Raw genomic sequence first — 25814 nt, forward strand, 5'->3', positions numbered from 1 at the left:
TGGCCGTGGGCCCGACGACCGCTCCGGGGGCCGCACCGCCCCGGGCCGTCAGCCGGTCACCGTCCAGCTCACCGCCCGGGTCATGTAGCGGTCCCGGAACGCCTCGTCGCGCACCCAGTCCGTGGTGTCCCGGACGGTGGCCGTGACGGTGACCCGCTTGCCGGGGCTCAGTGCCAGGCCTGCGGTGTCCAGCCAGCTGCCGTCCGGGGCGGTCGACACCACCGGGCGGCCGTCGACCGTCCAGTCGACCTTCAGCTGCCGCGGCCCCTCCAGCGGCAGCGGGCTGACCTGCAGCCGGGGGTGCCCCGGCACCGGGCCGGGTGCGGGCACCGCAGCGTCCACCGGGCGCACCCGGCGGTAGATCTGCTCGATGATCGCCTCCCGCGAGGGCAGGTTGTAGGAGCCGCCGAGGGTGCGCATCACCGAGTCGGCGGTGGGGCGGTAGAGGCCGTTGGCACTGCGGTAGGCGCCGACCGTGCCGCCGCCGTCCGGCGAGGTGGCGCCGATCCAGCGCCACCACTTGGCGTGGCTGCGCAGCATGTCGTCGGCGTCCATCGAGGACAGGTTGGGGTAGTCCGAGTCGGTCGGCGCGCTGTCGTACTCGTCGCCGAGGTCCCCCACGGTGTGGCCGATCTCGTGCTGGATGATCCGGCCCGCGTCCGGGCTGCCGCCGGAGAGCGTGGTCACCCCCGTCCCTCCGGCGCCGCCGTACTCGGTGGAGTTGGCGAGGGCTATCAGGTACTGCGGGCCCTCGTCCTCGCCCGCGTACCGGGCGGTGGCGGCCTCGTCCGCGCAGAGCAGCCGGGCGGTGCCCTCGCACCAGAAGTGCATGCCGAGCGGGGTGTCGGTGGGCCGGCCGCCCTCGCCCTCGACGATCCCGGAGACCGGGGAGACCACCTCGACCCGCCGTATGTTGAAGAAGTTCTGGTACGTCCGGAACGGTTCGATGTCCATCAGCGCCCGCCAGGCCCGGTCGGCCTGCTCCCGGAACAACGCCTGCTGGCCCGCGGTGTAGCCGTCGCCGAGCAGCACCAGGGTGATCCGGTTGGCCGGGTCGCCGACCCGGCGTATCTCGACGCTCGGGGCCGCGCCGGGGGCCCGGAGGTCGACCCGGTCGGGGGCCGGCGCCGCGCGGTCGGCGAGCGGACCGGCCGGCGGACCGATCACCGCGGACGGTGAGGGGGCCGCCACCTCCAGCGCGGCGGGCAGGATCGCGGCCGACAGCAGCACGAAGGCGGCCAGGCTCCGGACGAAACGGCCAGGGTTGCCAGGAGGCATACGGGTGCGTCCTCGGGGCTCCGGTCACCCGGCGGGGGCGCGGGTGGGGGTCGCACAGACGTACCCATGACCGGTGGAGGGCCGACCCGGTGGCGCCGAAATTCGCCGGACCGGACCAATGCCGGGCGGCGTGTCGGCCTTGTGCCGGACCCCTGCGGTGTGCCGACGGCCGCCGCGCACCCGGCCCGCCGCCGGGCACCACCGGGCCGCTACCGGGCGCCCCGCAACGCGGTGAGCGGGTCCGTCCGGGCCGCCCGGACGGCCGGGTACACCCCGGCGAGCAGCCCGACCAGGGCGCCCGCTGCCGGGGCCGGCAGGGTGGCCCACGGCTGGAGCACGGCCGTCCAGTCCCGGGCGGCGGCGACCGCGACGACGACGGCCACACCGAGCGCCGTGCCGATCAGTCCGCCGAGCGCGCCCAGTGCGGTCGACTCGGTGAGGAACTGCGCGGCGATGTGGCGGGTGCGGGCCCCGAGGAGCGGCGCAGCCCGATCTCCTCGGTGCGCTCCAGGACGGCGACCAGGGTGGTGTTGGCGATCCCGACCGCGCCGACGACCAGGCAGATCGCGGCCAGGGCGAGGAAGAGCCCGGTCAGGTCGGAGGTGACGTGGTCCTGGAGACTGTGCGGGTCCGGCGGCGCGGTCACGGTCAGCCGCTCCGGGGCGTCCGGGCGCAGCGCCACCGCCAGCTGCCGGGCGACCACCGACGCGGCGCCGGCCCGGGTGGCGGCGAGCAGGTGCGCGGACCGGTCCTCACCGGTGCCCGGGTTGCCGAAGCGGTCCAGCGCGGTGGTGTCGGGGACGATCATCCCGAGCAGCGTGTCGGGCAGCCGCTCGACGTCCCGGTAGACGCCGAGCACGGTGTAGGGCAGCCCGTCGATGAACACGGCCGGCTGGGCGTCCAGCCGGTGCACGCCGAGCCGGTTAGCCGCGGCCTCGCCGAGCAGCACCACCGGCAGCCGGGAGCGCTCCGCGAACGCGTCCAGGGTGACCCCGGCCGCCAGCACGGGGTGCATCGCGGCGACCGCGCCCGGGGACGCCGCGAACACCGCCAGACCGCGCCCGGCCTCGGCCCCGCCGGTCGGCGTGGCGGTGATTCGCAGCCCGTCCGGGTCGACCCGCCACCAGACCCCGGCGGCGGTGACCCCGTCGATCCGCCCGGCCCGGGCGTCGGCGTCGGCGGGCAGCCCGGAGGGCGGGTCGGTGCCCGGGGGACCCCGTCCGTCACCGGGTTGTCGGTCACCGTGACGGTGGTGGCCCTGGCCAGGTCGAACTGCCGGCCGATCTGTCCCGAGGCGGTCGCGGTCAGGCCGAGGACGGCCACGAAGGCCCCGATGCCGAGCACCGTGCCGAGCAGGGTGAGGACCGACCGGGCGGGCCGCTGCAGGACCCCGCCCAGTGCCTCGCCGACCAGGTCGCGCAGGCCCAGGCGGGAGGCCGGACCGGCGATCGGCGCCCGGCCCATCAGAGCGGCCCCGTGTCCGGCCGGCCGTCGGAAGTCCGGCCGTCGGAAGTCCGGCCGCCGGAGATCCGGCCGTCGGAGATCCGCACCACCCGGCCGGCCCGGGCGGCCACCGCCGGGTCGTGGGTGATCACCACCAGCGTGAAGCCGTCCGCGTGCAGCCGCTCGAACTGCCCCAGGACGGCGGACGCGTTGGCGGAGTCGAGGTTGCCGGTCGGCTCGTCGCACAGCAGCAGGCCGGGGCGGTTCACCAGGGCGCGGGCGATCGCCACCCGCTGCTGCTCGCCGCCGGACAGCGTGGTGGGGAGCGCGTCCGTCCGGTGGCCCAGCCCGACCCGCTGCAGCGCCTCGCGGGCGGCCGGGCCGCGGAGTTCGCGCGGGGTGCGGTTGTAGACCTGGGCGAGCAGCACGTTCTCCTCGGCGGTGCGGTGCGGCAGCAGGTGGAAGGACTGGAAGACGAAGCCGATCCGGCGCCCCCGCAGGGTGGACCGGTCGCGGTCGGAGAGCCGGCCGGTGTCGATGCCGTCCAGGGTGTAGCTGCCGCAGGTCGGGGTGTCGAGCAGCCCGAGCAGGTGCAGCAGGGTCGACTTGCCCGAGCCGGACGGGCCGGTGACGGCCACGTACTCGCCGCGCCGCACGGCCAGGTCGGTCGGGTGCAGGGCGGTGACGGGCGGCGGTCCGGCGAAGCTCCGCCCGAGGCCCTCCAGCCGGATCAGTTCGCTCACCGGCCGACCACCACCTGGTCGCCCGGCTGAAGCTTCGCCGCGTCGACCGGGGTCACCGCGACGAAGCCGTCGGCGTCCACCCCCGTGGTGACCGGGACGGTGATCCGCCGGCCGGCGCCGTCGACCCGGGTGACCGCCGTCCGGCCGGACGCCTCGGTGTAGACCGCGGCGACCGGCACGCTGAGCACCGGCGCGGCGGTCGCCTCCCGCTCCACCGTGATCCGCACGTTCTGCCCGCTGAAGCCGGCCGGCAGCGGCTCGGCCGGGTCGATCCGCAGCGGCAGGTACGCGGGCCCCGGCTGCGCACCGCCCGCCGCCGGGCCCGAGCCGGGCGCGCCGCCGTCCGGGTTCCCGGCACCGCCCGCCGGGGCCGGGCTGCCGGCGCCGCCCCCGATCGCGATCACCTGCCCCGCCGGCGGCACCGTCGTCGGGGAGCCCACCTCGTGGACGACGCCCTTGGCCGTCCCGCCGGTGGCCTCGGAGAGGATCTCGACCGCCATGCCCGGCGTGATCCCGGTCGCCTGCGCCGGCGTCAGCTGCCCGGTGACGGCCAGTGCGCCGCTGGTGAGCGAGAGCAGCGGGCCCGGAACGGGGGCGCCGACGGAGGCGTTCACGGCGGTGACGGCGGCGGGCAGGACGGGCAGGAACACCAGCTCCCCGACGGGCACCACCGGGCCGTTCGCCTCCTGGGCCCTGGCCAGGGCCTGCCGGTCGTCGGCGAGCTTCCGGCGGGCATCGTCGAGCTGCCCGGCTGTGCCGGCCCCGTCCACCGTCGTCCCCGCCCCGTCGGCGCCGGCGGTGGCGGTGGCGGTGGGAGAGGCCGCGGCGGGCGCGGCGGCCCGGGCTTGGAGCGCGTCCACGGCCTGCAGGTCCGCGTCCACGGCCTGCTGGGCCGCGTCGACGGCCTGCTGGGCGGTCGGACCTGCGGTCGGGGCGGGGTAGCCGAGCGCGCGGTAGAACGCGGTGACGGCGCGCGCGGTGCCCGGCCCGTAGGTGCCCTCGGCGTCGGAGCCGCGGTCGTGGCCGAGCGCGGCGAGCGCGGTCTGCAGCTGGGTGACGTCCGGGCCGCTGGTGCCGGGCCTGATGTCGCGGTACGCGGGCACGGCCCCGGCCAGCACGAACAGCGGCTGGCCGGAGACCTCGGCCAGCTGCTGCCCGTTGGCCACCGGGTCGCCGGCGGCCACCGACAGCCGGGAGACGTAGAGCCGGGTGATGTCCGCGGAGGCGGCGGCCGGGGTCACGTCGTACCGGGTCGGCGGGTAGACCAGGCCCCGGGTCACGGTGGAGCGGGTCAGCACGCGGAGTGCGGCCGGTGCGGTGAGCAGGGTGTCGTGCGGTGGCGCGGTACCGGCCGCGCGCTCGGCCGGCGACTTGATCATCGTCGCCGCCCCCAGCCCGCCGCAGGCGACCAGTGCGGAGGCGGCCGCGACGGCCAGCAGCGCCCTGCGGCGGCGCGCCATCCGCGAGCGGGCCGGTGCGGCGGCGGCCGGGCCGTCCACGTCGTCCGCGGTCCCCTGGTCCCCGCCGTACGGGCCGGTGGCCTCCCCGGCCGCGCCGACGCCGTCGGCCCGTTCGCTGTCGGGCCTCTCACCGCCGGGCCCGTCGGGGCCGCCGCTCTCCGCCGGGCCGAATTCCGGCCCCGGCCCCCGCACAAGGTCGCCCAACACCCAGCCCCCAGCCGGTCGGGACGAGCGCAGCGGAAGGCCGCGCGCGCTCGTCTGTCGAATTCCGCGCAGCAGAGGAGGGAATTCCGCATTCCCCGCCGCGCCCCCGAGCGAGCCGCCTCAGCCTACCGACCGGCACCCCGCCGGCAGGGGGCCGACGCGGCCGTGGCCGACGCCCGAATACGGCCGCACCGGCCCCGGCTGCTCCGTTCGGAGCAATCCCGGACACGCCGCGGAATGAGCGGCGGCGACATTCCGGCACGCCTCCCCCGGATTCCGCGGAACGGCGCCCGGAAATCCCCGTCCCCGTCACGGGTCGCACCGGGCGCCCCGGTCCGGGCCGGACCGGTCCGCCATCCTGCCGCGGCCCGGCCCGGCGCACCAGGCGGTTCACCGGCAGTTCGGGCGGGCCGCGACCGGGCGGCGGCACCGGCGGGGTCTCGGTCGGGCGCGGGACCCGATCGGGTGCAGGGGCGGGTCGGCGCGGTGCGGGTCAGTGGCGGCGGCGGGTCAGCACGGTGTGGGTGGCCACGCCCAGGAGCAGCCCCCAGAACGGCGCGCCGATGCCGAACAGGGTCATCCCGGAGGCGGTGGCCAGGAAGGTCACCACGGCGCCGTCCCGGCCGCGTTCGTCGGCGACCGCGCCGGCCAGGCTGCCCTGGAAGGATGCCAGCAGCGCCACCCCGGCGATCACCGCGATCAGCACGTGCGGCAGCCCGGTGAACAGACTGACCAGCACCCCGCCGAAACTGCCGACCACCAGGTACAGCAGGCCCGCGGACATGCCGGCCACGTACCGCCGGCGCGGGTCGGGATGGCTCTCCTCGCTGGTGCAGATCGCGGCGGTGATCGCCGCCAGGTTCACCCCGGGCGAGCCGAACGGCGCGAGCAGCACCGACAGGCCGCCGGTCGCGCCGACCAGCAGCCGGTCGTCCGGGTCGTAGCCGGAGGCGCGCATGATGCCGAGCCCGGGCGCGTTCTGGGAGGCCAGCGCGACGATGGTGAGCGGCAGCGCCAGGCCGACGACGGCCTGCCAGGAGAACGACGGGACGGTGAGGACCGGCCGGGTCGGGCCGCCGGAGCCGATGTGCAGCGGCAGCCCGACGGTGGCCGCGGCCAGCAGCGCACCCGCCACCAGGGCCAGCGGGACGGCGTACCGCGGCACGAAGCGCTTCGCCGACAGGAACACCGCGAAGCTGCCGAGCACCAGGACGGGCGCGCTGTGCAGGTCGGCGAAGATCCCGGCACCGAAGGTGAAGAGGATGCCGGCCAGCATCGCGTTCACGATCCCCGCCGGGATCGCCCTGATCAGCCGTCCGAACAGGCCGGTCGCCCCGAGCACCGCGACCGCGACCGCGCTGAGCAGGAAGGCCCCGACGGCCTCCCGGTAGGGGTACGCGCCGAGGCTGCCGATCAGCAGGGCCGCCCCCGGCGTCGACCAGGCGGTGATCACCGGGGTGCGGGTCCGCCAGCTGAGCAGCAGGCAGGTCAGTCCGCTGCCGATCGACACCGCCCAGATCCAGGAGGCGGTGTGCGCCGCGTCCAGATGCCCGGCCGCCGCCGCGGCGAGCAGCACGACCAGCGGGCCGGAGAAGGAGACGGCGATGCACACCAGCCCCGCGAGCAGCGCGGGCAGCGACACGTCCCGCCGCAACGAGGGACGGTGCTCCGTCGGGACGGGGGCGGTCTCGGTCTGCACCGCGGTCTGATGATCGGACATGGCAGCAGTATCCCGGTGCTCTCCCGACGGCCGGGGGCCAACGGCGGTCCGAGCCCGCACCCGCCGTGAACGCCGAGGCCGCGGGGGTACCGGGGGACGCGGCGGCGGCCGGCGCGCGGCCGCGGAAATCCGGAGCGGTCTGCTCCGCGCGCCGGGTTGCGCGGCCATCCGGGTGAGGGCACCGTGAACGGAACCGGCAGGAACGGCCGGGGGCCGATCCGCCGGATGTCTGCCCGTCCACCGACATCCTGGGGGTCCGGCCCATGCATGCACCCACCGTCTCCCGCTCCCCGCGCAGGGTCGCGGCGACCGCGGCGGCCGCCCTCGCCCTCGGAGTGGGCCTGCCCGTCCTCACCACCGCCACCCCCGCCCTGGCGGCCTGCGGCGACGCCCCGGCACCCGCGCTGCCCACCGAGGCCCGGCACGCCACGGATCCGGACACGGAGTTCGTCGCACCGGTGCCCACCCAGGTCACGGCCGGCGGCGCGGCCGTGGAGATCGCCGTCGAGGAGGGCAACCTGACCGGTGCGCCGTACCAGCGGCTGGCACCGCGGTTCGCGCTGTTCGCCTCCGCGCCAGCGGCGCAGCCCGGCACCCTGGCCGACCTGCAGCCGACGGACGTCGGTGTCGAGGTGATGTGGCACGGGCAGTGGCAGCGGCTCGCGCTGCACCGGTCCTGCGACCCCGTCCTGGTCGCCGACACGTCGTCGCTGGCCGTACCGCTGGCCGACGGCCACGCGCAGCGCTACCTGTTCCGGCTGACGCTCGCCGCCACCACGCCGGCCGAGCTGCGGACGCTGGACGTCTACGCCGGTTCGACCGGGAGCGACCGGACGGTCACGGCGGACCTCGCCATCGCCCGGAGCACCGGCGCCGTCGCGCAGCCGACGACGGCGGCACTGGCCGCGACCGCCGGGAACGCCCCGGCGGCGGCAGCGGCGGCCCCGGCGGCAGGGCCTGCGGCCGGTGCGCCCGAGGCGGGCCCGGCCCCGGCCGGCAGGCCCGCGCCGGTCGGTCCGCTGCTCGCCGCCACGGCGGCGCTGCCGCTGCTCGGCGGAGCGGCGTTCGCGGTCCGGCGGCTGCACCGCCGCTGAGCACGGACGCCGCCGGCCCCGCACTCCCTCGCTCGGGAGTGCGGGGCCGGCGGCGTCCGGCGGTGGGGGTCAGCCCCAGGTGATCAGCCGCTTGGGGCGCTCCAGGACGGCGGCCACGTCGGCGAGGACGCGGGAGCCGAGCTCGCCGTCGACCAGGCGGTGGTCGAAGGAGAGCGCGAGCGTGGTGACCAGGCGCGGCACGACCTTGCCCTTGTGCACCCAGGGCAGCTCCCGGACGGCGCCGAAGGCGAGGATCGCCGCCTCGCCGGGGTTGAGGATCGGGGTGCCGGTGTCGACGCCGAAGACGCCGACGTTGGTGATGGTGACCGAGCCGCCCTGCATGTCGGCCGGGGAGGTCCGGCCCTCGCGGGCGGTGTCCACCAGCTCGCCGAGCGAGACGGCCAGCTGGGCCAGGGTCTTGGCGCCGGCGTCCTTGATGTTGGGCACGATCAGGCCGCGCGGCGTGGCAGCCGCGATGCCGAGGTTGACCTGGCCCTTGAGGACGATCTCCTGAGCGGCCTCGTCCCAGCTGGCGTTGACCTCGGGGTGCCGCTTCACCGCGGTGAGCAGCGCCTTGGCGACCAGCAGCAGCGGGCTGACCCGGACGTCGCGGCCGAGCTCGCCGGTCTCCTTGAGGCGGCGCACGAGCTTCATCGTCCGGGTCACGTCGACCTGGACGAACTCGGTGACGTGCGGCGCGGTGAACGCCGAGGACACCATGGCGGCCGCGGTGGCCTTGCGCACGCCCTTGACCGGGATCCGGACGTCACCGGTGCCGGCGGCCACGGCCACCGGCGCGGGGGCCCGGACCTCGGCCACCGGCGCCTGGACGACCGTGGCGGCCGGGGCGACGGCCGCATGCACGTCCTCGCGGGTGATGACGCCGTCGGGGCCGGACGGGACGACCGTGCGGAGGTCCACGCCGAGGTCCTTGGCCAGCTTGCGGACGGGGGCTTGGCCAGCGGCCGCTCCCCGCCTGGGCCGGCAGCACGACCGGGGCGACGGGCGCCACCGGAGCCGGAGCGGGTGTTTCACGTGAAACCGGCGCCGGGGCGGCGGCCGGGGCGGCCGTCGTCCGGCGGGCGCGGCGCTGGGTGCCGCCGGTGCGCGGGCCGTACCCGACCAGCACCTCGCGGCGCTCCGGGACGGCCTCGGCCTCGGCCGCCGGGGCGGGCGCTGCCGCCGGGGCCGCCGCCGGGGCGGGCGCCTCGGCGGGGGCGGCACCGGCGACGGCCACCGCGATGATCGCGGTACCGACGTCGACGGTGGCACCCGCGGGGAAGAACAGCTGGTCGACGACGCCGGTGAACGGGATCGGCAGCTCGACGGCCGCCTTCGCGGTCTCGACCTCGCAGACGATCTGGCCGTCGGTGACGGTGTCGCCCGGCTTGACGTACCAGGAGAGGATCTCGGCCTCGGTGAGGCCCTCGCCGACGTCGGGCATGCGGAACTCGCGGAGCGAGCGGACTTCGGTGGTCATGGCTGCTCCTCTCAGTACGCGAGCGCGCGGTCGACGGCGTCCAGCACCCGGTCGAGGTCGGGCAGGAAGGCCTCCTCGACGCGGGACGGCGGGTACGGCGCGTAGTAGCCGCCGACCCGCAGGATCGGCGCCTCCAGGTGGTAGAAGCACCGCTCGGTGAGCCGGGCGGCGAGCTCGGCACCCATGCCGAGGAAGACCGGGGCCTCGTGGACGACGATGCCGCGGCCGGTGCGCTTGACCGACTCCTCCAGGGCGGCGAAGTCGACCGGGCTCAGCGAGCGGAGGTCGACGACCTCCAGGCTGCGGCCGTCCTCCTCGGCCGCCGCGGCGGCCTCCTGGCAGACCTTGACCATCGGGCCGTAGGCGATCAGCGTGGCGTCGGCGCCGGGCCGGACGATCCGCGCGGAGTGCAGCGGCAGGTCGGCGGCGTCGCCGACCTCGCCCTTGTCCCAGTAGCGGCGCTTGGGCTCCAGGAAGATCACCGGGTCGTCGGAGGCGATCGCCTGCCGGAGCATCCAGTGCGCGTCGTGCGCGTTGGACGGGGTGACCACCTTGAGGCCGGCCGTGTGCGCGAAGTACGCCTCGTGCGACTCGCTGTGGTGCTCGACCGCGCCGATGCCGCCCGCGTACGGGATGCGCACGGTGACCGGCATCTTGACGTGGCCCAGCGAGCGGGCGTGCATCTTGGCGAGCTGGGAGACGATCTGGTCGAAGGCCGGGTAGACGAAGCCGTCGAACTGGATCTCCACCACCGGGCGGTAGCCGCGCAGCGCGAGGCCGATCGCGGTGCCCATGATGCCGGACTCGGCAAGCGGGGTGTCGATGACCCGGCCCTCGCCGAAGTCCTTCTGCAGGCCGTCGGTGATTCTGAAGACGCCGCCGAGCTTGCCGATGTCCTCGCCCATCAGGACGGTCTTCGGGTCGCTCTCCAGCGACTTGCGCAGGGCTTCGTTGAGCGCCTTGGCGATGCTGAGCTGACCTGCCATCAGTGGTGCTCCCCACCCTCGAAGGAGGCCGCGTACGCGATGTACTCGGCACGGTCCTCGGCGACCTGCGCGTGCGGTTCGGCGTACACGTGGTCGAAGATCAGGGTCGGGTCCGGGTCCGGCATGGAGCGGACGCCCTCGCGGACCCGCAGGCCCAGCGCCTCGCTCGCGGCCTCGACCTCGGCGAAGAACGCCTCGTCGGCCAGGCCCTCCTTGTCCAGGTGGGCCTTGAGGCGCAGGATCGGGTCCTTGGCCTTCCAGGCCTCGGTCTCCTCGGTGAGCCGGTAGCGGGTCGGGTCGTCGGAGGTGGTGTGGGCGCCCATCCGGTAGGTGAACGCCTCGATGAGGACGGGACCGTTGCCGCTGCGGGCGTGGTCCAGCGCCCAGCGGGTCACCGCGAGGCAGGCCAGCACGTCGTTGCCGTCCACCCGCACGCCGGGGAAGCCGAAGCCGGAGGCGCGCCGGTAGAGCGGGATGCGGGTCTGGGTGGTGGTGGGCTCGGAGATCGCCCACTGGTTGTTCTGGCAGAAGAACACCACGGGCGAGTTGTAGACCGAGGCGAAGGTGAAGGCCTCGTTGACGTCGCCCTGGCTGGAGGCGCCGTCGCCGAAGTAGGCGATCACCGCGTCGTCCGCGCCGTCCTTGGTGATGCCCATCGCGTAACCGGTGGCGTGCAGGGCCTGCGCACCGATCACGATGGTGTAGAGGTGGAAGTTCTTCTCGTTCGGGTCCCAGCCGCCGTGGTTCACGCCGCGGAACATGCCGAGCAGGTTCAGCGGGTCCACGTCGCGGCACCAGGCCACGCCGTGCTCGCGGTAGGTCGGGAAGGCGTAGTCGCCGGGGCGCATCGCGCGGCCCGAGCCGACCTGGGCGGCCTCCTGGCCGAGCAGCGAGGCCCACAGGCCCAGCTCGCCCTGGCGCTGCAGGGAGGTTGCCTCGGCGTCGAACCGGCGTACCAGCACCAGATCGCGGTAGAGGCCGCGGAGCTCCTCCGGGGTGGCTGTCAGCGGGAAGTCCGGGTGCTCGACCCGGTCGCCTTCCGGCGTGAGCAGCTGGACGAGCTCCGGCGCGCTGCCGGAGCCCGCGCGGAGGTTGTCAGGGACGCCGGGGGCGGCCTTCTTGCGCGCCCTCGCCGTGCTTTTGACGGTCACGTTCACTCCTCGGTCTGTCCGGCCGCCCGGGGTCGCCGGTGACCGGTCCGGTCACCGCCGGGCAAGGCGCGCTGGGTGTGCGCACCGGCTGCACGGCAGGTGGTGATCCTTTTCCGACGGCGTCCCTCACGAGAACGTTACCCAGCGGCGCCTCTCGGCGCCCTTGCGCTAGGAGGTCCTACTAGTTTGCGTGCGAGATCCGCCGGTGTGGTGCGGGTCTCCCTGCGGTGGCCGTCAGGACACCAGCGCACGGTATCCGGGCAGAGCTCTCCGCGTAAGGGGGTAACCGGCATCGATTCTGCGGCCGGGCCTGGGCACCGGCCCCGGAGGCGTGTCCGCATGTCGGGATTTCGCCGCTGCGGCGTGGAAGGATTCGACCATGACTGGAAACGGACATATCAGGGTCTTTCTCCTGGACGACCACGAGATCGTGCGGCGCGGCGTGCACGACCTGCTCGCCACCGAGGCGGACATCGAGGTGGTCGGCGAGGCCGGCACCGCGGCCGAGGCGCTCGCCCGGATCCCGGCCGTCCTGCCGGACGTGGCGGTGCTCGACGTCCGACTGCCGGACGGCAACGGCGTGGAGGTCTGCCGCGAGGTCCGCTCCCGGAACCCGGAGGTCCGCTGCCTGATGCTGACCTCGTTCTCCGACGACGAGGCGCTGTTCGACTCGATCATGGCCGGGGCCTCCGGCTACGTCCTGAAGGCGATCCGGGGGACGGATCTGGTCTCCGCCGTGCGCGACGTGGCGGCCGGGCGGTCGCTGCTCGATCCGGTCGCCACCAGCCGGGTCCTGGAGCGGCTGCGCGAGGGCGGCGAGAAGGAGGACGAGCGGCTCGCCCAGTTGACGAAGCAGGAGCGGCGGATCCTCGACCTGATCGGCGAGGGCATGACCAACCGGCAGATCGGGGCGGAGCTGCATCTCGCCGAGAAGACGGTGAAGAACTACGTCTCCAGCCTGCTCGCGAAGATGGGCATGGCCCGCCGGACGCAGGCCGCCGCGTACGTGGCACGGCATCAGGCCGACCATCAGCAGTAGGCATATATCTGACGATCTGTCAAGGAGGCTTTCGGTCCGGCATTACGCTCGGCCCCGTGATGCACGCACCGGCCTCCCCGCCCGTCCCGCGCGGGGAGGGCCCACTCACCCTCCTCGGCCACGCCGCCCCTCCCGTCCCCCGCACCGCGCTCCGGGCACCCGTCCCGGGCCACGCCGCGGCCCCCGCCCGCCCCGATCCGGCCGCGCCGCCGATCGGCACCCTCAGCCCGCCGATCGCCCCGGGCACGCTCGCCGCCGTTCTGGGCTCCTACCGCACGGCGCCGACGGTGACCGTCCGCCCGGTCGCGGAGGGCCTGCTCAACCGCGGCTACCGGGTCACCACCACGGCCGGCCGCTACTTCCTCAAGTGCTACGTCGACCAGGCCACCGCCGCCGCCGCGGTGGTCGAGGCCCAGCACCGGGCGACCACCGCGCTGCACGCCCGCGGCCTGCCGGTCGCCCCGCCGCTGCCGGACCGCGGCGGCCGCACGGTCGTCGAACACGGGGGCCGGCTGTTCGCGCTCTACCCCTGGGTGGACGGCCGGCACCGCCACGGCACCGACCTGGACCAGCAGCGGTGTGCCGAGCTCGGCGCGCTGCTCGGCCGGCTGCACGGCGCGCTCACCGAGGTCTGCGCCCCCGTCCGGCAGCCCGCCGGACGGCTCGCCGCGGACCCGGAGGAGACCGCCGCCCTGGTCGCCGACCTGCTGTCCCGGGCCGGCCGGCGCCGGCCGTACGGCGCCTTCGACCGGCGCGCCGAGCAGCACCTCACGGAGCGGCTCGCCCTGCTCGCCGCCCACGGCCACCGCAGGCCCGCACCGGCCGCCGCGCCGCCCACCGGCTGGACGCACGGCGACTTCCACGGCCTCAACCTGCTGTACCGGGGCGACCGGGTGTCCGCCGTCCTCGACTGGGACAAGCTCGGGCTGCACCCGACCGCCGAGGAGGCCGTCCGCGCCGCCACCCTGGTCTTCCACGACCGGGTCACCGGCGTCCTCGACCTGAGCCGGGTCCGCGCCTACGCCCGGGCCTACCGGGACGGGGGCGCGGCCGGCGCCGCCGAGATGGCCGCCGCCGTCCACCGGGTCTGGTGGGAGCGGCTCAACGATCTGTGGATGCTCCAGTGGCACTACCAGCGCGGCGACCACCGCGCGGACCCGCTGCTGCCGGCCGCCGCCGGCCAGCTCGGCTGGTGGTGCCAGGAGTACGAGCAGGTCCTGGACGCCTTCGCCAACTGACCGGGCGGCCGCCGCCCGTCAGGTCGGCGGCGCGGCGGTCGCCGCCGCCGATGTCGGCGCGGTCGGCGAGGCCGGCGTGGTGTCGGGCGGCGACGCCGTCGGCGACGAGGGCGCCGTCGGCGACGGGGACGTCGTCGGCGACGTCGTCGGCGAGGCCGACGGCGACGCCGACCCCGACGGGCTACCGCTCGGCGAGGCCTCGCCGGAGGAGGTCTCGCTCGGCCGGACGCTGCCGGTCGAGTGGGTCGCCGACGGCGTGGTCGCCTGGCTGGTGGGCTGCCCGGTGTCGGTCGGGGCGGAGGTCTGCGTCAGGTTCGGGTTCGGGTGATGGCCGCCCCCGGCCGTACTGAGCGCCAGCCCGATGCCGACCCCGGCGGCCACCAGGACGGCGAGCACGCCCAGCACCCAGCCCCACGGGCCGCGGCCCCGGTCGTCGTCGTCCCCGTCGTCCGGTCCGTGGCCGCCGCCGTACCCCTGCCCGGCCACCGCCGGGTAGGGCTGCGCGGGCGTCCGGTACGGCGACGTCACCTGGTACGGCAGCGCGGTCGTCGGGTCGGCGCTGTCCGCGGCGGCCGACCCGAGCGGCTCGGTGGGCGCCGTGCCACCGCTCGGCGGCCCTTCGTACGGGGGCCTGCCGCCGGTGCCCGGGCCCTGCCCGGCGGCGGCCAGACTGGCGGCGGCCGCGGCCGCCGCGGCGGCGCCGGCCGCGTAGCCGGCACCGGCGGCACCGTGCATCTGCCGCAGGGCGTGCTGCACATGGGCGCGGAACTCGTCCGCGGTCTGGTACCGGTCGTCGGGGTTCTTCGCGAGCGAGCGGATCACCAGGTCGTCCAGCTCGACCGGCACCCGCGCATTGGCCCGGGACGGCGGCACCGGCATGTCCTGGACGTGCTGGTAGACCACCGAGAGCGGCGTCTCACCGGTGAACGGCGGTCGCAGCGCCAGCAGTTCGTAGAGCATGCAGCCTGCGGCGTACAGGTCCGAGCGGTGGTCGACCGTCCGGCCGAGCGCCTGCTCCGGCGACAGGTACTGCGGGGTGCCCATCACCATGCCGGTCTGGGTCATCGTGGTGGCCGCGCCGGTGAGCGCCCGGGCGATGCCGAAGTCCATCACCTTGACCGCGCCACCGGTCGTGATGATCACGTTGGCGGGCTTGATGTCCCGGTGCACGATCCCGTTGCGGTGGCTGTAGGCGAGCGCCTCCAGCACGCCGGCGATGATGATCAGCGCCTGGTCGACCGGCGGCGCCTCCTCGTCCACCAGCAGCTCGCGGACGGTGCGGCCCTCGACCAGCTCCATCACGATGTACGGCGTGGACTCGCCGCCCACCAGCTCCTCGCCGGTGTCGTACACCGCCACGATCGAGTGATGGTTCAGCCCCGCGACGGCGTGCGCCTCACGGGTGAACCGCATCCGGGCGATGTCGTCCTCGGCCAGGTCCGCGCGGAGCAGCTTGACGGCCACCGTCCGCCCGAGCCGGACGTCCTGCGCGGCGAAGACCTCGGCCATGCCGCCCCGGCCGAGCCGGCCGGTGATCCGGTACCGGCCCTCGCCGACCGTGCCGAGGAGCGCCGCCGTACCGCGGCCGGGCGTGTGCAGGACGGGCGGCCCGGGCAGCAGCTCGGTCTCCGCGGTGGACTCCGGCCCGTCCTCGTCGCCGGCCGGCGACCCGGCCGGCACCTGTCCGTCCGCGTCCTCGCCCGACCGATCGGTGTCTGCCATCGCTCCTCGCCCCGGGCCCTCGCTCGGCGCGCAGTCGCCCTGTCGGTTACGTCCGGTGAAACGCTACCGCTTCGGCCCGGTCACCGGGGAACCCCGGGGCCGGGCCGTCGCTCAGTCCAGCTGGTACCCCGGAACAGCGGGGAGAACCGAGGCGATCGAGGCGGGCGCCGGAGCGCCGGAGTACTGGTCGTTGCTCTTCTGCTGGCCCTTGGCCGCCGCGATCAGCACGATGATGACGGCGAGCACGATCACGCCGAAGATGACGCCGACCACGACCAGCGCCGTGGAGCAGCCGCTGGCGTTCGAGGACGGCGGCTTGGGCGCGAACGGCCCGGGCTGCGCCGGCATCGGGCCGGTGGGGTGCACCTGCTGCGGGAAGGGCTGCGGCGTCCCGTAGGGCTGTGGCTGCGGGAACGGCTGCGGGGTCTGCGGGAACGGCTGGGGGTCTGCGGCGCCTGCGGGAACGGCTGCGGGGTCTGCGGCTGGGCGTACGGCGGCGGCGTCTGCACCTGCGGGTACGGCGGCGGGGTGCTCGCCTGCGGCTGGTACGGCTGCTGCACCTGCGGGGCCGGCGTGCGGATGTCGCCGGAGACGGGCGGGAAGTTGGTCAGCGACGGCGCGGCGTGCACCGACCGGGGGCCCTCGCCGATGATCAGCGGAGTGGACGCCTGGAGCGGCACCCCGCCCGCCTGGGCACCGGCGTTGACCCGCTCGGCCTCGTCGCGCATCGCGGCCGCGGTCGGGAAGCGGTGCGCCGGGTCCTTGCGCAGGGCGCGCTCCACCAGGGCGTCCACCGCGGGCGTGACCGCCCGGTTGATCGTGGACGGCGCCGGCGGCGCCTCCTGCACGTGCTTGTACGCGATGGAGAAGGCGGAGTCGCCCTCGAACGGCAGGCCGCCGGTGAGCAGCTCGAAGAGCATGCAGCCCACCGAGTACAGGTCGGACCGGGCGTCCACGCTCTTGCCGAGCGCCTGCTCGGGCGACAGGTACTGCGGGGTGCCGACCACCATGCCGGTCTGGGTCATCGACGTCACGCCGGACTGCAGCGCCCGGGCGATGCCGAAGTCCATCACCTTGACGACGCCCTTGGTGTTCACCATGACGTTGCCGGGCTTGATGTCCCGGTGGACCAGGCCCGCGTCGTGCGAGATCTCCAGCGCGGACAGCACGTCCGCGGTGATCTTCAGGGCCTGCGCGGTCGGCATCGCACCGTGCTGGGCGACCGCCTCCCGCAGCATCGTGCCGAGGCCCTTGCCCTCGACGTACTCCATGACGATGTACGGCGTCGTCGTGCCGTCCGCTGCGACGTCCTCGCCGCTGTCGTAGACCTGCACGATGTTGATGTGCTGGAGCCGGGCGACGGCCTGCGCCTCCCGGCGGAACCGCTCCTTGAACGAGGCCTCCCGGCCGAGGTCGGTGTGCAGCGTCTTCACCGCGACCTGACGGTCCAGCACGGTGTCGTGCGCCAGGTGCACGGATGCCATGCCGCCCTGCCCGAGCAGGCGCTGCAGCACGTACCGACCGTTGCCCAGGGCGTGGCCCTCGACCGTGGTGCCGTCCTCGCTCATGTCCCCCTGCTTCCAGCTCTCGTCCGCCGTCGTCCGGGATCGCTCGGCCGGCGGCGCGGGCCCAGCGACCCCTGCCGGCGGCCGGGACCGACGACAGGGGCCAGGGTATCGGCTCGGAGGGACACCGCCGGGTGCAGGGGCACAGCTGTGTCCGGGCCGCAACGCGACCGGGAACGTCCTGCGACACAGCGCCGGTAGAGCCGTCCGCAGGGCCGGTTACAGGTACGGGCCCGAACGGATTCCGCGGCCCGGACCGACCTCCTCCTCGCCCGGTTCCGCGCCGTGCAGACCGGGCGGGAGCGCCCGCCGCATCTGCTCCAACTGCGCCCTGGCGGCCATCTGCTGGGCGAAGAGCGCGGTCTGGATGCCGTGGAACAGGCCCTCCAGCCAGCCGACCAGCTGGGCCTGGGCGATCCGCAGCTCGGCCTCGGTCGGAATGGTGTCCTCGGTGAAGGGGAGCGAGAGCCGCTCCAGCTCCTCGACCAGTTCCGGTGCGAGGCCGAGCTCCAGCTCCTTGATCGAGCTGGCGTGGATGTCCTTGAGCCGGGCACGGCTCGCCTCGTCGAGGGGGCCATGCGGACCTCCTCCAGCAGCTGCTTGATCATGCTCCCGATCCGCATGACCTTGGCGGGCTGTTCGACCATCTCGGTCACCGGGAGCTCACGGGGCTCGCCGTGCCCCTCTCCGTGGCCGAAGGCGCCCGGGACGGCGCCGACGGGCATGCCGTCCGGCCCGACGATCAGCACCTTCGGGTTGTCGTCCGGCTGGCCGCCCGACGCCCCGTGGGGCTGCTCCGGGGACCGCTCGTTCATCGGGTTCGTCATGAAAGGCATTCTCCCCACCGGGGTTCGTCGGGGGAGCTCCTGCGGATCTTGATTGCGGAATGTCGGCACACGGAGCGAGCCCGGGCCGACCGGCGGACGGCCCGGGCTCGGGCCGGCAGTCAGCCGCGCCGCATCCGGTAGCCCACCAGGGCGAGACCGGAGCCGATCAGGGTGAGCCCGGCGCCGAGCGGGAGCTGCCGGGTGGAGGCGTCCGACCAGCGCAGCGGGGCGGCGAGTTCGGTCGCGGCCTGCGGGTCCGCGGTTGCGGTGGCGTCCGGCGCGGGCTGTTCGGCCGGCCCGTCGGCGGAGGTGTCGGGAGCCGCCTGTCCGGCCTGGTCCGGCGCCTGCGCCACGGGGCCAGGCAGAGCGGGTACGGCGGCGGGGGCCGACCGGCCCAGCCTGCCGTGCACCTTGGCCGGGGTCGGGCGGGCCGGCTGCACGGCGCCCTGGGCGGCCGGGTGGTCGACGGCCGGCTCGGCCGGGACGACCGAGGGATCGGCGGTGGAGGGCCCGTCGGCGGCCGGCGCCGAGGCGGCGACGTCGTCCGCCCCGTCCGCCCCGTCGCCGGGAAGGCCGGCCGGCCCCTCGCTCGACGACGCCTGGGCGGACTGCGCCGGGCCGGCGGCGGGCCACTCCGGCGGGTTGCCCACGGCGGCGCCCGGGTCCGGCACCGAGGCCGGGGCGGACCGGTCCCGGCCGTCCGGCGGGCAGGACACGCCGGAACCCCCGGCACCACGTCGCCCCCGGCTCTGCCGTCGACGGCGGGGCGGGCGGCACCGGGACGGCCGTCTCCGATGCGGGGAGGGAGACGGACGCCGAGGCGGTCGCGGAGGGGACGGCCTGCGGGGTCGTCGGCACGTCCTGCGGGGCCGACTGCGCGGCGGACGGCGTCCAGGCGCCCCGGGCGGACTCGGCCGGGCAGGCGCCGGCCGTCCCGGCGAGCACCAGGGGAGAGCGAGACCGGCTGCGGTCAGCGCCGCACGGCGGCAGGTGACGGACAGCGCGACGGACAGGACACGGAACGCGTGCGGACGTGCGGCCACGGGAGGTCCTTCCGACTGGCGACCGCGCTGCGATGCGGCGGCCGGCTGCGGAAAAGCTCGGGACCAGCGTCACACATTCCGGCATTCCGGGCATTTCGTACGCCGACGGCGACGCCCCCGCCATGCCGCCGCCCCGGACGGAGCACACGTCCGGGGCGGCGGCAGTTCGGGCAACCCGGATGTTTCACGTGAAACACCCGCCGGCCGGCCCGGGCGGAGCCCCCGGGGTCAGCCCACGCGGAGCACGACCTTGCCGACGTGCCCGCTCTCCTCCACGGCCCGGTGGGCCTCGGCCGCCTCGGCGATCGGCAGGACGCGGTCCACCACCGGCTTCACGACGCCCGACTCCAGCAGCGGCCAGACGTGCTCGCGCACGGCGGCCACGATCGCCGCCTTCTCCTCCAGCGGGCGCCCGCGCAGGTTGGTGGCGGCGACGGCGGCCCGCTTGCGCAGCAGGACGCCCAGGTCCAACTCGCCCTTCACGCCGCCCTGCATCCCGATGATCACGAGCCGGCCGTTGACCGCCAGCGCCGCCACGTTCCGCGGCAGGTACTTGGCGCCCATGATGTCCAGGATCACGTCCGCACCGGCCCCGCCGGTGGCCTCCCGCACGGCCTCGACGAAGTCCTGCTCCCGGTAGTCGATGAGGACGTCCGCGCCCAGCTCCGCACAGCGCGCCAGTTTGGCCGCGCTGCCCGCCGTCACCGCGACCCGGGCGCCGACCGCCTTGGCCAGCTGGATCGCCATCGTCCCGATGCCGCTGGCACCGCCGTGCACCAGCACCGTCTCGCCGGGCCGCAGATGGGCCACCATGAAGACGTTGGACCACACCGTGCAGACGACCTCCGGCAGGGCGGCCGCCTCGGTGGCGCTCAGGCCGGCGGGCCTCGGCAACAACTGGCCGGCCGGCACCGCGACCCGCTCGGCGTAGCCGCCGCCGGTGAGCAGCGCGCACACCTCGTCGCCCACGGCCCAGCCGGCGACCCCCGGGCCCAGGGCGACGATCCGCCCGGCGCACTCAAGGCCGGGATAGGGGAGGATCCGGGCGGCGGATCGTAGAAGCCCTGCCGCTGGAGCAGGTCCGCACGGTTGACGGCGGTGGCCGCGATCTCGACGAGGACCTCGCCCGCCGCCGGCTCCGGCTCGGGGACCTCCGCCCAGGTCAGTACCTCGGGCCCGCCCGACTGGGGAATCGTGATGGCTCGCATGCGGATCACGCTACGCGGACCGCCCGCTCCCCCTGCGGGCGGCCCGCCGGTCACCGGCCCTGCCGTCAGCCGCGGTTGACGGCCCGCTGGATGGTGACGACCCGGTCGGTCAGCTGGAGCACGGCGGCCTCCGGATCGGTGTAGTTGAGCACCCGCCGGCCCCTGATGACGGCCACCACCAGGTCCTCGCAGTCGCGCGGACTGTGCCCGGCCTCGGCCCGGGTGACCGGGCGCTCGGCCATGTCCAGGCCGGTCCCGACGGTCAGCAGGTCCTCCATCACCGAGCCGGTGTACGGGCTGAGCAGCGACATGCCGAGCAGCCGTCCCGCCGAACTGGAGCTGGTGACCACCACATCGGCGCCGCTCTGCCGCAGCAGCGGCGCGTTCTCGTCCTCGCGGACGGCGGCGACCAGGGTGGCGGCCTTGTTCAGCTGGCGGGCGGTCAGCGCGACCAGGACGGCGGTGGCGTCCCGGTCGGGCGCGATCACCACCCGCTCGGCGCGCGGGAGTTCGGCGCGCAGCAGGGTGTCCGTCCGGGTGGCGTCGCCGAGCACGCCGGTCAGGCCGTCGCGGTTGGCCTGGTCGACGGCCTTCTGCAGCGGGTCGACCACCACGATCGAGTCCTTCCGCACGCCCTGCCCGACCAGGGCACTGACCGCGCTGCGGCCCTTGGTGCCGTAGCCGACGACGACGGTGTGCTCGCGCACGGTGGACCTCCAGCGGTTGATCCGCCACTGCTGGCGCGTACGTTCGGTGAGCACCTCCAGCGTGGTGCCGACCAGGATGATCAGGAAGAGCACCCGCAGCGGGGTGACGACCAGGATGTTGACCAGCCGGGCGGCGTCGCTGACCGGGGTGATGTCGCCGTAGCCGGTGGTGGAGAGCGTCACGGTGGCGTAGTACGCCGAGTCCAGCAGCGACACCGAGTCGTCCGCGTTGTCGTGATACCCGTCGTGGTCGGCCCAGACGATCAGGGTGGTGGTGACCAGCACCGCCAGGGCCAGCAGCAGCCGCAGGCCGACCTGCCGCATGGCGGGGGCGGCCGGGCGGGCGGGCAGCACGATGCCGAGGTCGGTGGAGCTCTCCGGGGCACCCCGGCGCGACCGGAGCAGCGGCTGGCGTCGCGGCGGCTCCGTCACGGGGCCTCCAGGAGCTCGACCGGGGCTCCCGCCGGTACGCCGCCGGGCGGGACGACGGCGAGCGCCTCCGCGCGGGCGATCCCGCGGAGCATCGCCGGGCCGTCGAAGGGCAGCGCGGCCACCCCGTGCCCGGTGCGGACGACCGGGGCGAGCCGGGTGTCGGCGGGGTGGCCGGGCAGGTCGGCAGCGGCCGGCTCCGTCCGCGGGGCCGGCCGGGGGCGCCCGGAGAGGGCGTCCAGCAACGGCAGCGCCAGCGTGAGGGTGCCGGCCGCGGCGGCCAGCGGGTTGCCCGGCAGGCCGACCAGGTGCCGGCCGCCGGGCAGCGCGGCGAGCAGCATCGGGTGGCCGGGACGGACGGCCACGCCGTCGACCAGCAGCCGGGCGCCGACCGCGTCGAGCGTCCCGTGCAGGAAGTCGGCCGGCCCGGCGGCGGTGCCGCCGGTGGTGACCACCAGGTCGGCGGTGGACTGCCGGACGGCCTCGTGCAGCAGGCCGGCGTCGTCGCCGATCCGGCGGCGGCCGGTGATCTCGGCGCCCGCGGCGGCCAGCCAGGGCGGCAGCAGCGGGCCGAGGGCGTCCCGCACCAGCCCCGGACCGGGAACCCCGGACTCCAGCAGTTCGTCACCGAGCAGCAGCAGTTCGACGGTCGGCCGGCGGTGGACGGTGAGCCGGTCGTGTCCGGCGGCCGCGGCCAGGCCGAGCACCGCCGGGGTGACCCGGGTGCCGGCGGGCAGCAGCGGCTCGCCGCTGCGGCACTCCTGCCCCCGCGGGCGGACGTCCTGACCGGGGGTCACCGTGCCGTACAGCAGGCCGCCGTCGGAGCGGCCGTGCTCGCGGCGCAGCACGCCGGTCGCACCGGGCGGCAGCTGGGCGCCGGTGGCGATCTCCACCGCGGTGCCGTCGGCCAGCGGCTGCGGCGCGGCACCGGCCAGCAGCCGGCCGGCCGGCCGCCAGGGGCCCGGTCCGGCGACCGCCCAGCCGTCCATCGCGGAGGTGTCGAAGCCGGGCAGGTCGGCGACGGCGGCCAGCGGCTCGGCCAGCGTCCGGCCGAGGGCCGCGGCGAGGTCGACGCCGTGCGCGGGCAGCGGAGCCCCGGCGGCGCGGCGCGCCAAGGCCCGGGCGGTCTGCCACGGGCAGTCGCGGGCAGGGTCCGGGGCGGCGCCGGAGCGCGGGCGGTCCACGTCGGTCAGGAAGCCGGTCATGCCGGCTCCGGGGGCGCCGCGGCGGCCCAGCGCTCGGCGAGGGCCGCCGTACGGGCGTTGGCGGCGGCGACGGCCTCGGCACCGCCGCCCTGGCGCCCGGCCGCGTACCCGACCAGGAAGGCGGTCAGCGGGGCCGCCGGACGGGCGACCCCGTGGGCGACCACCCGGGCGAGGTCGAGCAGTCCGGGTACGTCGACGTCCAGCTCGATGCCGAGTTCGGTGCTGACCTCGGCGATCCAGTCATCCAGCGTGCGCTCCATGGGCTCCATGCTGCCCGATGCGGTGGCCGGCCGGACGCAGCCCCCGTGAGCGGCGCGGGTCGTTCTGCTCACCGCCGCCCGGCGGCCGCGGTGAGCGGTCGGGCGCTCAGCGCGCGGGGCGGCCGGTCGCGTCCCGTTCACGGGCCCGGTCGAGCGCCTCCCAGGTGTCGCAGTCGTACGCGGCGTCGGCCGGGTCGGCCAGCCGGGTGGTGGCCAGCGGCCCGGTGAGCCTGCGCAGCGGCAGTCCCGCGGGATCGCCGAGGGCCGCCAGCGAGGCACGCAGCGCAGCGGTGCGGTAGGCACCGGCGAGCGGCTGGTCGCGGCCGGTCGCGTCGACGAGCACGGCGGCCTCGGTGCCGGGGTCGTCGAGGGCGTCGACCAGCCGGCCGACCGTCCCGGCGTCCAGGAAGGGCAGGTCGGCGGCGAGCAGCAGCACCCGGTCGGCGGTGACGTGGGCGAGGCCCGCGGCGACCGCGGCGACCGGGCCGCCGCCCGGCGGGTCCTCGCGGGTCCAGTGGACGCCGGGTGCGGTGGTCGGGCGGGCGGGCCCGACGACGACGGTCGTGGCGGCCCCGGCGGCGGCGGTCAGCACCCGGTCGAGCAGGGTGCGCCCGCCGACCTGCAGGCCGGGCTTGTCGGCGCCGCCGAGCCGGCCGGCCGCTCCCCCGGCGGGGACGATCGCGTCGTAGTCGGTCATGCGGACAGTATCCGCCGGGGGTGGCCCGCACAGGAGCCCTCACTCGTCCTCGACGATCTCCGCGTCGACGATCTCCGTCCCGTCGGCGAGGGCCTGCGGGGCGCTCTCGACGGCGGTGCCCCGGCGGGTGTTGGCAGCGGCGCCGAGGTCGAGGAAGGCGGGCAGCGTGAGGGCGCCGTACCGCTCGTTCATGGCGGCCGCGAGCGCCTCGGCGTCGTGCGGGTGGGCGGCCAGTGCCCGGTCGAAGTCCTGCAGGTACTCGCCGGTGAAGGCGAGCACGCGCAGCGCGTCGTCGTCGGCGCCCGGGGCACGGTGCCCGGCGATGACCCGGTCGACGCCGAGGTCGGCGATCCGCGCCAGGTTGTGCGCCCAGTCGATGCGCTGGTACGGGCCGGTGTCGGCCGTCCAGAGGTGGGTGCCGTTGGCGGCGAAGTCGCCGGCGATCACGGTGCGGAGCGCCGGGATGTGGACGACGGTCGAGTCCTCGCAGTCGCCCTGCCCGAGCGGCAGTACCCGGATCACCTGCTGGTCGATCATCAGTGGCTGGGGCAGCAGCGGGGCGGGCAGCAACGGCTGGTCGGGGATGTCGGCGCCGTACACGGGCTTCCACTCGGCGACCTTGGCGGCCCCGGTGCGGGCGATGCCGTCGACGACGGCCGGGGCGGCGAGCAGCTGCGCCTCGGGGAAGAGCCGCAGCACCTCCTCGGCGCCGAAGTAGTGGTCGGGGTGCTGGTGGGTGATGACGACGGCGAGCAGCCGGCGGCCCTTGCCGGCGATCCATTCGGCGAGCTCGCGGCCGGCGCTGCGGGTGAGCTGGGCGTCGACCAGGATCGCCGCGGTCTCGCCCATGATCAGGACGGAGGTGGCGAAGAACCCGGTCTCCGGCCCGGTGAAGACGTCGATCTCCAGCGGCCGGGGGCCCGGATGCCCGTGCCCGTGGGCCGCGCGGTGGGGGCCGGCGGGCTCGTCGGGCGGGTTGGGCGTCACGTGGGCTCCCTGGTCGGCGGGGCGGCCCGGGGCGGGCCGCTCGTCCGTACCAGCTTGGAAGGTGCCGCGGCCGATCGCCGGTCAGACACGCCCGGGCGGGTGGCCGCGGCCACCGGCCCGGGCGACGCCGTCGTGGCTGCTCAGGCCGCGAGGCGGGCGCTGACGGCCTTGGCCCTGGCCGCCGCCTCGTCGTGCGCCTTGGCCTTGGAGGCGTCGGCCGCCTCGATGAAGTCGGCGAGCGCGGGGTTCACCCGGGCCAGGGTGAACTCGGGCAGCACGAAGTCGACCTCCAGGCCGAGCATGCCGGTCAGCACCTTCTCCAGGTAGGTGGTGACGAACTCGAAGCTCTCCCGCGGGCTGCCCGGACCGTACGAACCGCCCCGGGCGGAGACCACGGTGACCGGGGTGCCGGCCGCGGAGGGCTGCTCGCCGGCGGTGCGGCCCATCAGGATCACCTGGTCCAGCCAGGCCTTGAGGCTGGAGGGGATCGTGAAGTTGTACATGGGGGTGCCGATGACGACGGCGTCGGCCTGCTCCAGCTCGGTGATCAGGCGGTCGCGCAGCTCGTGCGCGGCCTGCTGCTCAGGGCTGCGGTGCTCCGACGGGACGAAGCCCGCGGTGATGCCGGCCGCGTCCAGGTGCGGGATGTTCTCGGCCGCGAGGTCGCGGTAGATCACGGTGCCGCCGGGGTTCTGGGCCTCCCACTCGGCACGGAAGGTCGCGGAGACCTCGCGGGAGACGGAGCCCTCGGCGAGCGCGGACGAGTCGATGTGCAGCAGCGTGGGCATGACATGCCTCCCTTTCGATAGTGACTGCAGCTTGGTGCGCAGCTTCGTAAACAGTAGCAGCTTACTTTTTATTAGTCACTGGCGCGAGGGCAGTACCCTGGTGGCATGGCGCAGGAAACAGCACCGGCCCAAGCGGCCTGTACCGGGGTGGACCACGGCATCACCCGGGTCTTCGCGCTGCTCGGCAAGCGCTGGACGGGCCTGGTGGTCGCCGTCCTCGGACACGGCCCCGCCCACTTCGCCGAGCTCCGCCGTGCCATCCCCGGAATCAGCGAACGCATGCTCTCCGACCGGCTCACCGAGCTCGCCGAGGCCGGCCTCGTCCTGCGCGAGGTCGACGACGGCCCGCCGCTGCGCGTCCGCTACCAGCTCACCGAATCCGGCTGCGCCCTCGGCCCCGCCATGACGGAGCTGCGCACCTGGGCCGAACACCACCTGCCCGCCCTGCCGCCCGGCTCCTGCTGACGCATCCGGCCGCGCGCACGACGAAGCGCCCCGCCGCACCATCCGGTTGACGACACGTCAACCAGGAGTGCGGCG

Annotated in this window: 20 protein-coding genes and 4 pseudogenes; 4 read left to right on the forward strand and 20 right to left on the reverse strand. The window is 75.7% G+C overall.

What is annotated here, in order from left to right:
* Positions 1-48: 48 nt before the first annotated feature.
* From ABEB13_RS20985 to ABEB13_RS21010, 6 genes are all read right to left on the reverse strand, one after another.
* On the reverse strand, positions 49-1278 hold the full coding sequence (locus tag ABEB13_RS20985) for a M64 family metallopeptidase (RefSeq protein ID WP_345706732.1): 1230 nt from the start codon (positions 1276-1278) through the stop codon (positions 49-51).
* A 209-nt stretch (positions 1279-1487) separates the two neighbouring features.
* On the reverse strand, positions 1488-1733 hold the full coding sequence (locus tag ABEB13_RS20990) for an ABC transporter permease (protein WP_345709754.1): 246 nt from the start codon (positions 1731-1733) through the stop codon (positions 1488-1490).
* Entirely contained in the window at positions 1679-2464 is a 786-nt protein-coding gene (locus ABEB13_RS20995; protein ID WP_345709755.1) for an ABC transporter permease, read from the reverse strand. Before ABEB13_RS20995 ends, ABEB13_RS20990 begins: the two co-directional genes overlap by 55 nt.
* 277 nt (positions 2465-2741) lie before the next feature.
* Complete coding sequence (locus ABEB13_RS21000) at positions 2742-3464, reverse strand: ABC transporter ATP-binding protein (protein WP_345706733.1); 723 nt, start codon at positions 3462-3464, stop codon at positions 2742-2744.
* Positions 3461-5131: a peptidoglycan-binding protein gene (locus ABEB13_RS21005; RefSeq protein WP_345706734.1), complete on the reverse strand. Its 1671-nt coding sequence runs from the start codon at positions 5129-5131 to the stop codon at positions 3461-3463. The genes ABEB13_RS21000 and ABEB13_RS21005 overlap by 4 nt, the downstream gene beginning before the upstream one ends.
* Before the next feature lie 490 nt (positions 5132-5621).
* Positions 5622-6848 carry a benzoate/H(+) symporter BenE family transporter gene (locus ABEB13_RS21010; protein WP_345706735.1) on the reverse strand — a complete coding sequence of 409 codons (1227 nt, stop codon included), beginning with the start codon at positions 6846-6848 and terminating at the stop codon, positions 5622-5624.
* A 263-nt stretch (positions 6849-7111) separates the two neighbouring features.
* Between ABEB13_RS21010 and ABEB13_RS21015 the strand changes: the two genes are divergently transcribed.
* Positions 7112-7942, forward strand: a complete 831-nt coding sequence (locus tag ABEB13_RS21015; RefSeq protein ID WP_345706736.1) for a hypothetical protein — start codon at positions 7112-7114, stop codon at positions 7940-7942.
* Positions 7943-8011: 69 nt separating this feature from the next.
* Here ABEB13_RS21015 and ABEB13_RS40655 read toward each other — a convergent pair.
* From ABEB13_RS40655 to pdhA, 3 genes and pseudogenes are all read right to left on the reverse strand, one after another.
* Positions 8012-9422 (reverse strand): annotated as a pseudogene (locus ABEB13_RS40655) (dihydrolipoamide acetyltransferase family protein).
* 11 nt (positions 9423-9433) lie between these two features.
* On the reverse strand, positions 9434-10408 hold the full coding sequence (locus ABEB13_RS21030) for an alpha-ketoacid dehydrogenase subunit beta (RefSeq protein ID WP_380232957.1): 975 nt from the start codon (positions 10406-10408) through the stop codon (positions 9434-9436).
* Positions 10408-11559, reverse strand: a complete 1152-nt coding sequence (gene pdhA / locus ABEB13_RS21035; RefSeq protein ID WP_380232955.1) for a pyruvate dehydrogenase (acetyl-transferring) E1 component subunit alpha — start codon at positions 11557-11559, stop codon at positions 10408-10410. The genes ABEB13_RS21030 and pdhA overlap by 1 nt, the downstream gene beginning before the upstream one ends.
* Positions 11560-11938: 379 nt before the next feature.
* Between pdhA and ABEB13_RS21040 the strand changes: the two genes are divergently transcribed.
* Together ABEB13_RS21040 and ABEB13_RS21045 are read left to right on the forward strand one after the other, a co-directional pair.
* Positions 11939-12598 (forward strand): response regulator, encoded by a 660-nt coding sequence (locus tag ABEB13_RS21040; protein ID WP_345706738.1) that lies wholly within the window; start codon positions 11939-11941, stop codon positions 12596-12598.
* 59 nt (positions 12599-12657) lie between these two features.
* Complete coding sequence (locus tag ABEB13_RS21045) at positions 12658-13836, forward strand: phosphotransferase enzyme family protein (protein WP_345709758.1); 1179 nt, start codon at positions 12658-12660, stop codon at positions 13834-13836.
* Positions 13837-13854: 18 nt separating this feature from the next.
* On the opposite strand, the gene ABEB13_RS21050 is transcribed toward ABEB13_RS21045, so the two are convergent.
* The 11 genes and pseudogenes from ABEB13_RS21050 to ABEB13_RS21105 form a co-directional block, all read right to left on the reverse strand.
* Positions 13855-15558 (reverse strand): protein kinase domain-containing protein, encoded by a 1704-nt coding sequence (locus ABEB13_RS21050; RefSeq protein WP_380232953.1) that lies wholly within the window; start codon positions 15556-15558, stop codon positions 13855-13857.
* 111 nt (positions 15559-15669) lie between these two features.
* Positions 15670-15831 (reverse strand): hypothetical protein, encoded by a 162-nt coding sequence (locus tag ABEB13_RS21055; protein WP_345706739.1) that lies wholly within the window; start codon positions 15829-15831, stop codon positions 15670-15672.
* Positions 15807-17126, reverse strand: a complete 1320-nt coding sequence (locus tag ABEB13_RS21060) for a protein kinase domain-containing protein (RefSeq protein ID WP_425559899.1) — start codon at positions 17124-17126, stop codon at positions 15807-15809. The genes ABEB13_RS21055 and ABEB13_RS21060 overlap by 25 nt, the downstream gene beginning before the upstream one ends.
* Before the next feature lie 216 nt (positions 17127-17342).
* Positions 17343-17950, reverse strand: a pseudogene (locus tag ABEB13_RS21065) (bacterial proteasome activator family protein).
* 119 nt (positions 17951-18069) lie between these two features.
* On the reverse strand, positions 18070-18666 hold the full coding sequence (locus ABEB13_RS21070; protein WP_345706740.1) for a hypothetical protein: 597 nt from the start codon (positions 18664-18666) through the stop codon (positions 18070-18072).
* A gap of 555 nt (positions 18667-19221) precedes the next feature.
* A pseudogene (locus ABEB13_RS21075) lies at positions 19222-20201 on the reverse strand (NAD(P)H-quinone oxidoreductase).
* A 65-nt stretch (positions 20202-20266) separates the two neighbouring features.
* Entirely contained in the window at positions 20267-21340 is a 1074-nt protein-coding gene (locus tag ABEB13_RS21080) for a potassium channel family protein (RefSeq protein ID WP_380232944.1), read from the reverse strand.
* Positions 21337-22542, reverse strand: coding sequence for a molybdopterin molybdotransferase MoeA (locus tag ABEB13_RS21085; protein ID WP_345706741.1), 1206 nt, complete (start codon positions 22540-22542; stop codon positions 21337-21339). Before ABEB13_RS21085 ends, ABEB13_RS21080 begins: the two co-directional genes overlap by 4 nt.
* Positions 22539-23499 (reverse strand): annotated as a pseudogene (locus ABEB13_RS40660) (NTP transferase domain-containing protein). The gene ABEB13_RS21085 and the pseudogene ABEB13_RS40660 overlap by 4 nt, the downstream one beginning before the upstream one ends.
* A 39-nt stretch (positions 23500-23538) precedes the next feature.
* Positions 23539-24486: an MBL fold metallo-hydrolase gene (locus ABEB13_RS21100; protein WP_345706742.1), complete on the reverse strand. Its 948-nt coding sequence runs from the start codon at positions 24484-24486 to the stop codon at positions 23539-23541.
* 140 nt (positions 24487-24626) lie between these two features.
* A complete protein-coding gene (locus tag ABEB13_RS21105) occupies positions 24627-25274 on the reverse strand; it encodes an FMN-dependent NADH-azoreductase (RefSeq protein WP_345706743.1) in 648 nt (215 codons plus the stop codon).
* A 105-nt stretch (positions 25275-25379) separates the two neighbouring features.
* On the opposite strand from ABEB13_RS21105, the gene ABEB13_RS21110 reads away from it, so the two are divergent.
* On the forward strand, positions 25380-25739 hold the full coding sequence (locus tag ABEB13_RS21110; RefSeq protein ID WP_345706744.1) for a winged helix-turn-helix transcriptional regulator: 360 nt from the start codon (positions 25380-25382) through the stop codon (positions 25737-25739).
* The last annotated feature ends 75 nt before the right edge of the window (positions 25740-25814 follow it).

The sequence above is a fragment of the Kitasatospora paranensis genome, from assembly GCF_039544005.1.
GTDB classification, from domain to species: domain Bacteria; phylum Actinomycetota; class Actinomycetes; order Streptomycetales; family Streptomycetaceae; genus Kitasatospora; species Kitasatospora paranensis.

Bases quoted from the DNA above. Each gene is read 5' to 3' on its own strand.
- ABEB13_RS20985 (WP_345706732.1), bottom strand. From the start codon at position 1,278: ATGCCTCCTGGCAACCCTGGCCGTTTCGTCCGGAGCCTGGCCGCCTTC.
- ABEB13_RS21010 (WP_345706735.1), bottom strand. From the start codon at position 6,848: ATGTCCGATCATCAGACCGCGGTGCAGACCGAGACCGCCCCCGTCCCG.
- ABEB13_RS21015 (WP_345706736.1), top strand. From the start codon at position 7,112: ATGCATGCACCCACCGTCTCCCGCTCCCCGCGCAGGGTCGCGGCGACC.
- ABEB13_RS21030 (WP_380232957.1), bottom strand. From the start codon at position 10,408: ATGGCAGGTCAGCTCAGCATCGCCAAGGCGCTCAACGAAGCCCTGCGC.
- ABEB13_RS21040 (WP_345706738.1), top strand. From the start codon at position 11,939: ATGACTGGAAACGGACATATCAGGGTCTTTCTCCTGGACGACCACGAG.
- ABEB13_RS21045 (WP_345709758.1), top strand. From the start codon at position 12,658: ATGCACGCACCGGCCTCCCCGCCCGTCCCGCGCGGGGAGGGCCCACTC.
- ABEB13_RS21050 (WP_380232953.1), bottom strand. From the start codon at position 15,558: ATGGCAGACACCGATCGGTCGGGCGAGGACGCGGACGGACAGGTGCCG.
- ABEB13_RS21060 (WP_425559899.1), bottom strand. From the start codon at position 17,126: ATGAGCGAGGACGGCACCACGGTCGAGGGCCACGCCCTGGGCAACGGT.
- ABEB13_RS21085 (WP_345706741.1), bottom strand. From the start codon at position 22,542: ATGACCGGCTTCCTGACCGACGTGGACCGCCCGCGCTCCGGCGCCGCC.
- ABEB13_RS21105 (WP_345706743.1), bottom strand. From the start codon at position 25,274: ATGCCCACGCTGCTGCACATCGACTCGTCCGCGCTCGCCGAGGGCTCC.
- ABEB13_RS21110 (WP_345706744.1), top strand. From the start codon at position 25,380: ATGGCGCAGGAAACAGCACCGGCCCAAGCGGCCTGTACCGGGGTGGAC.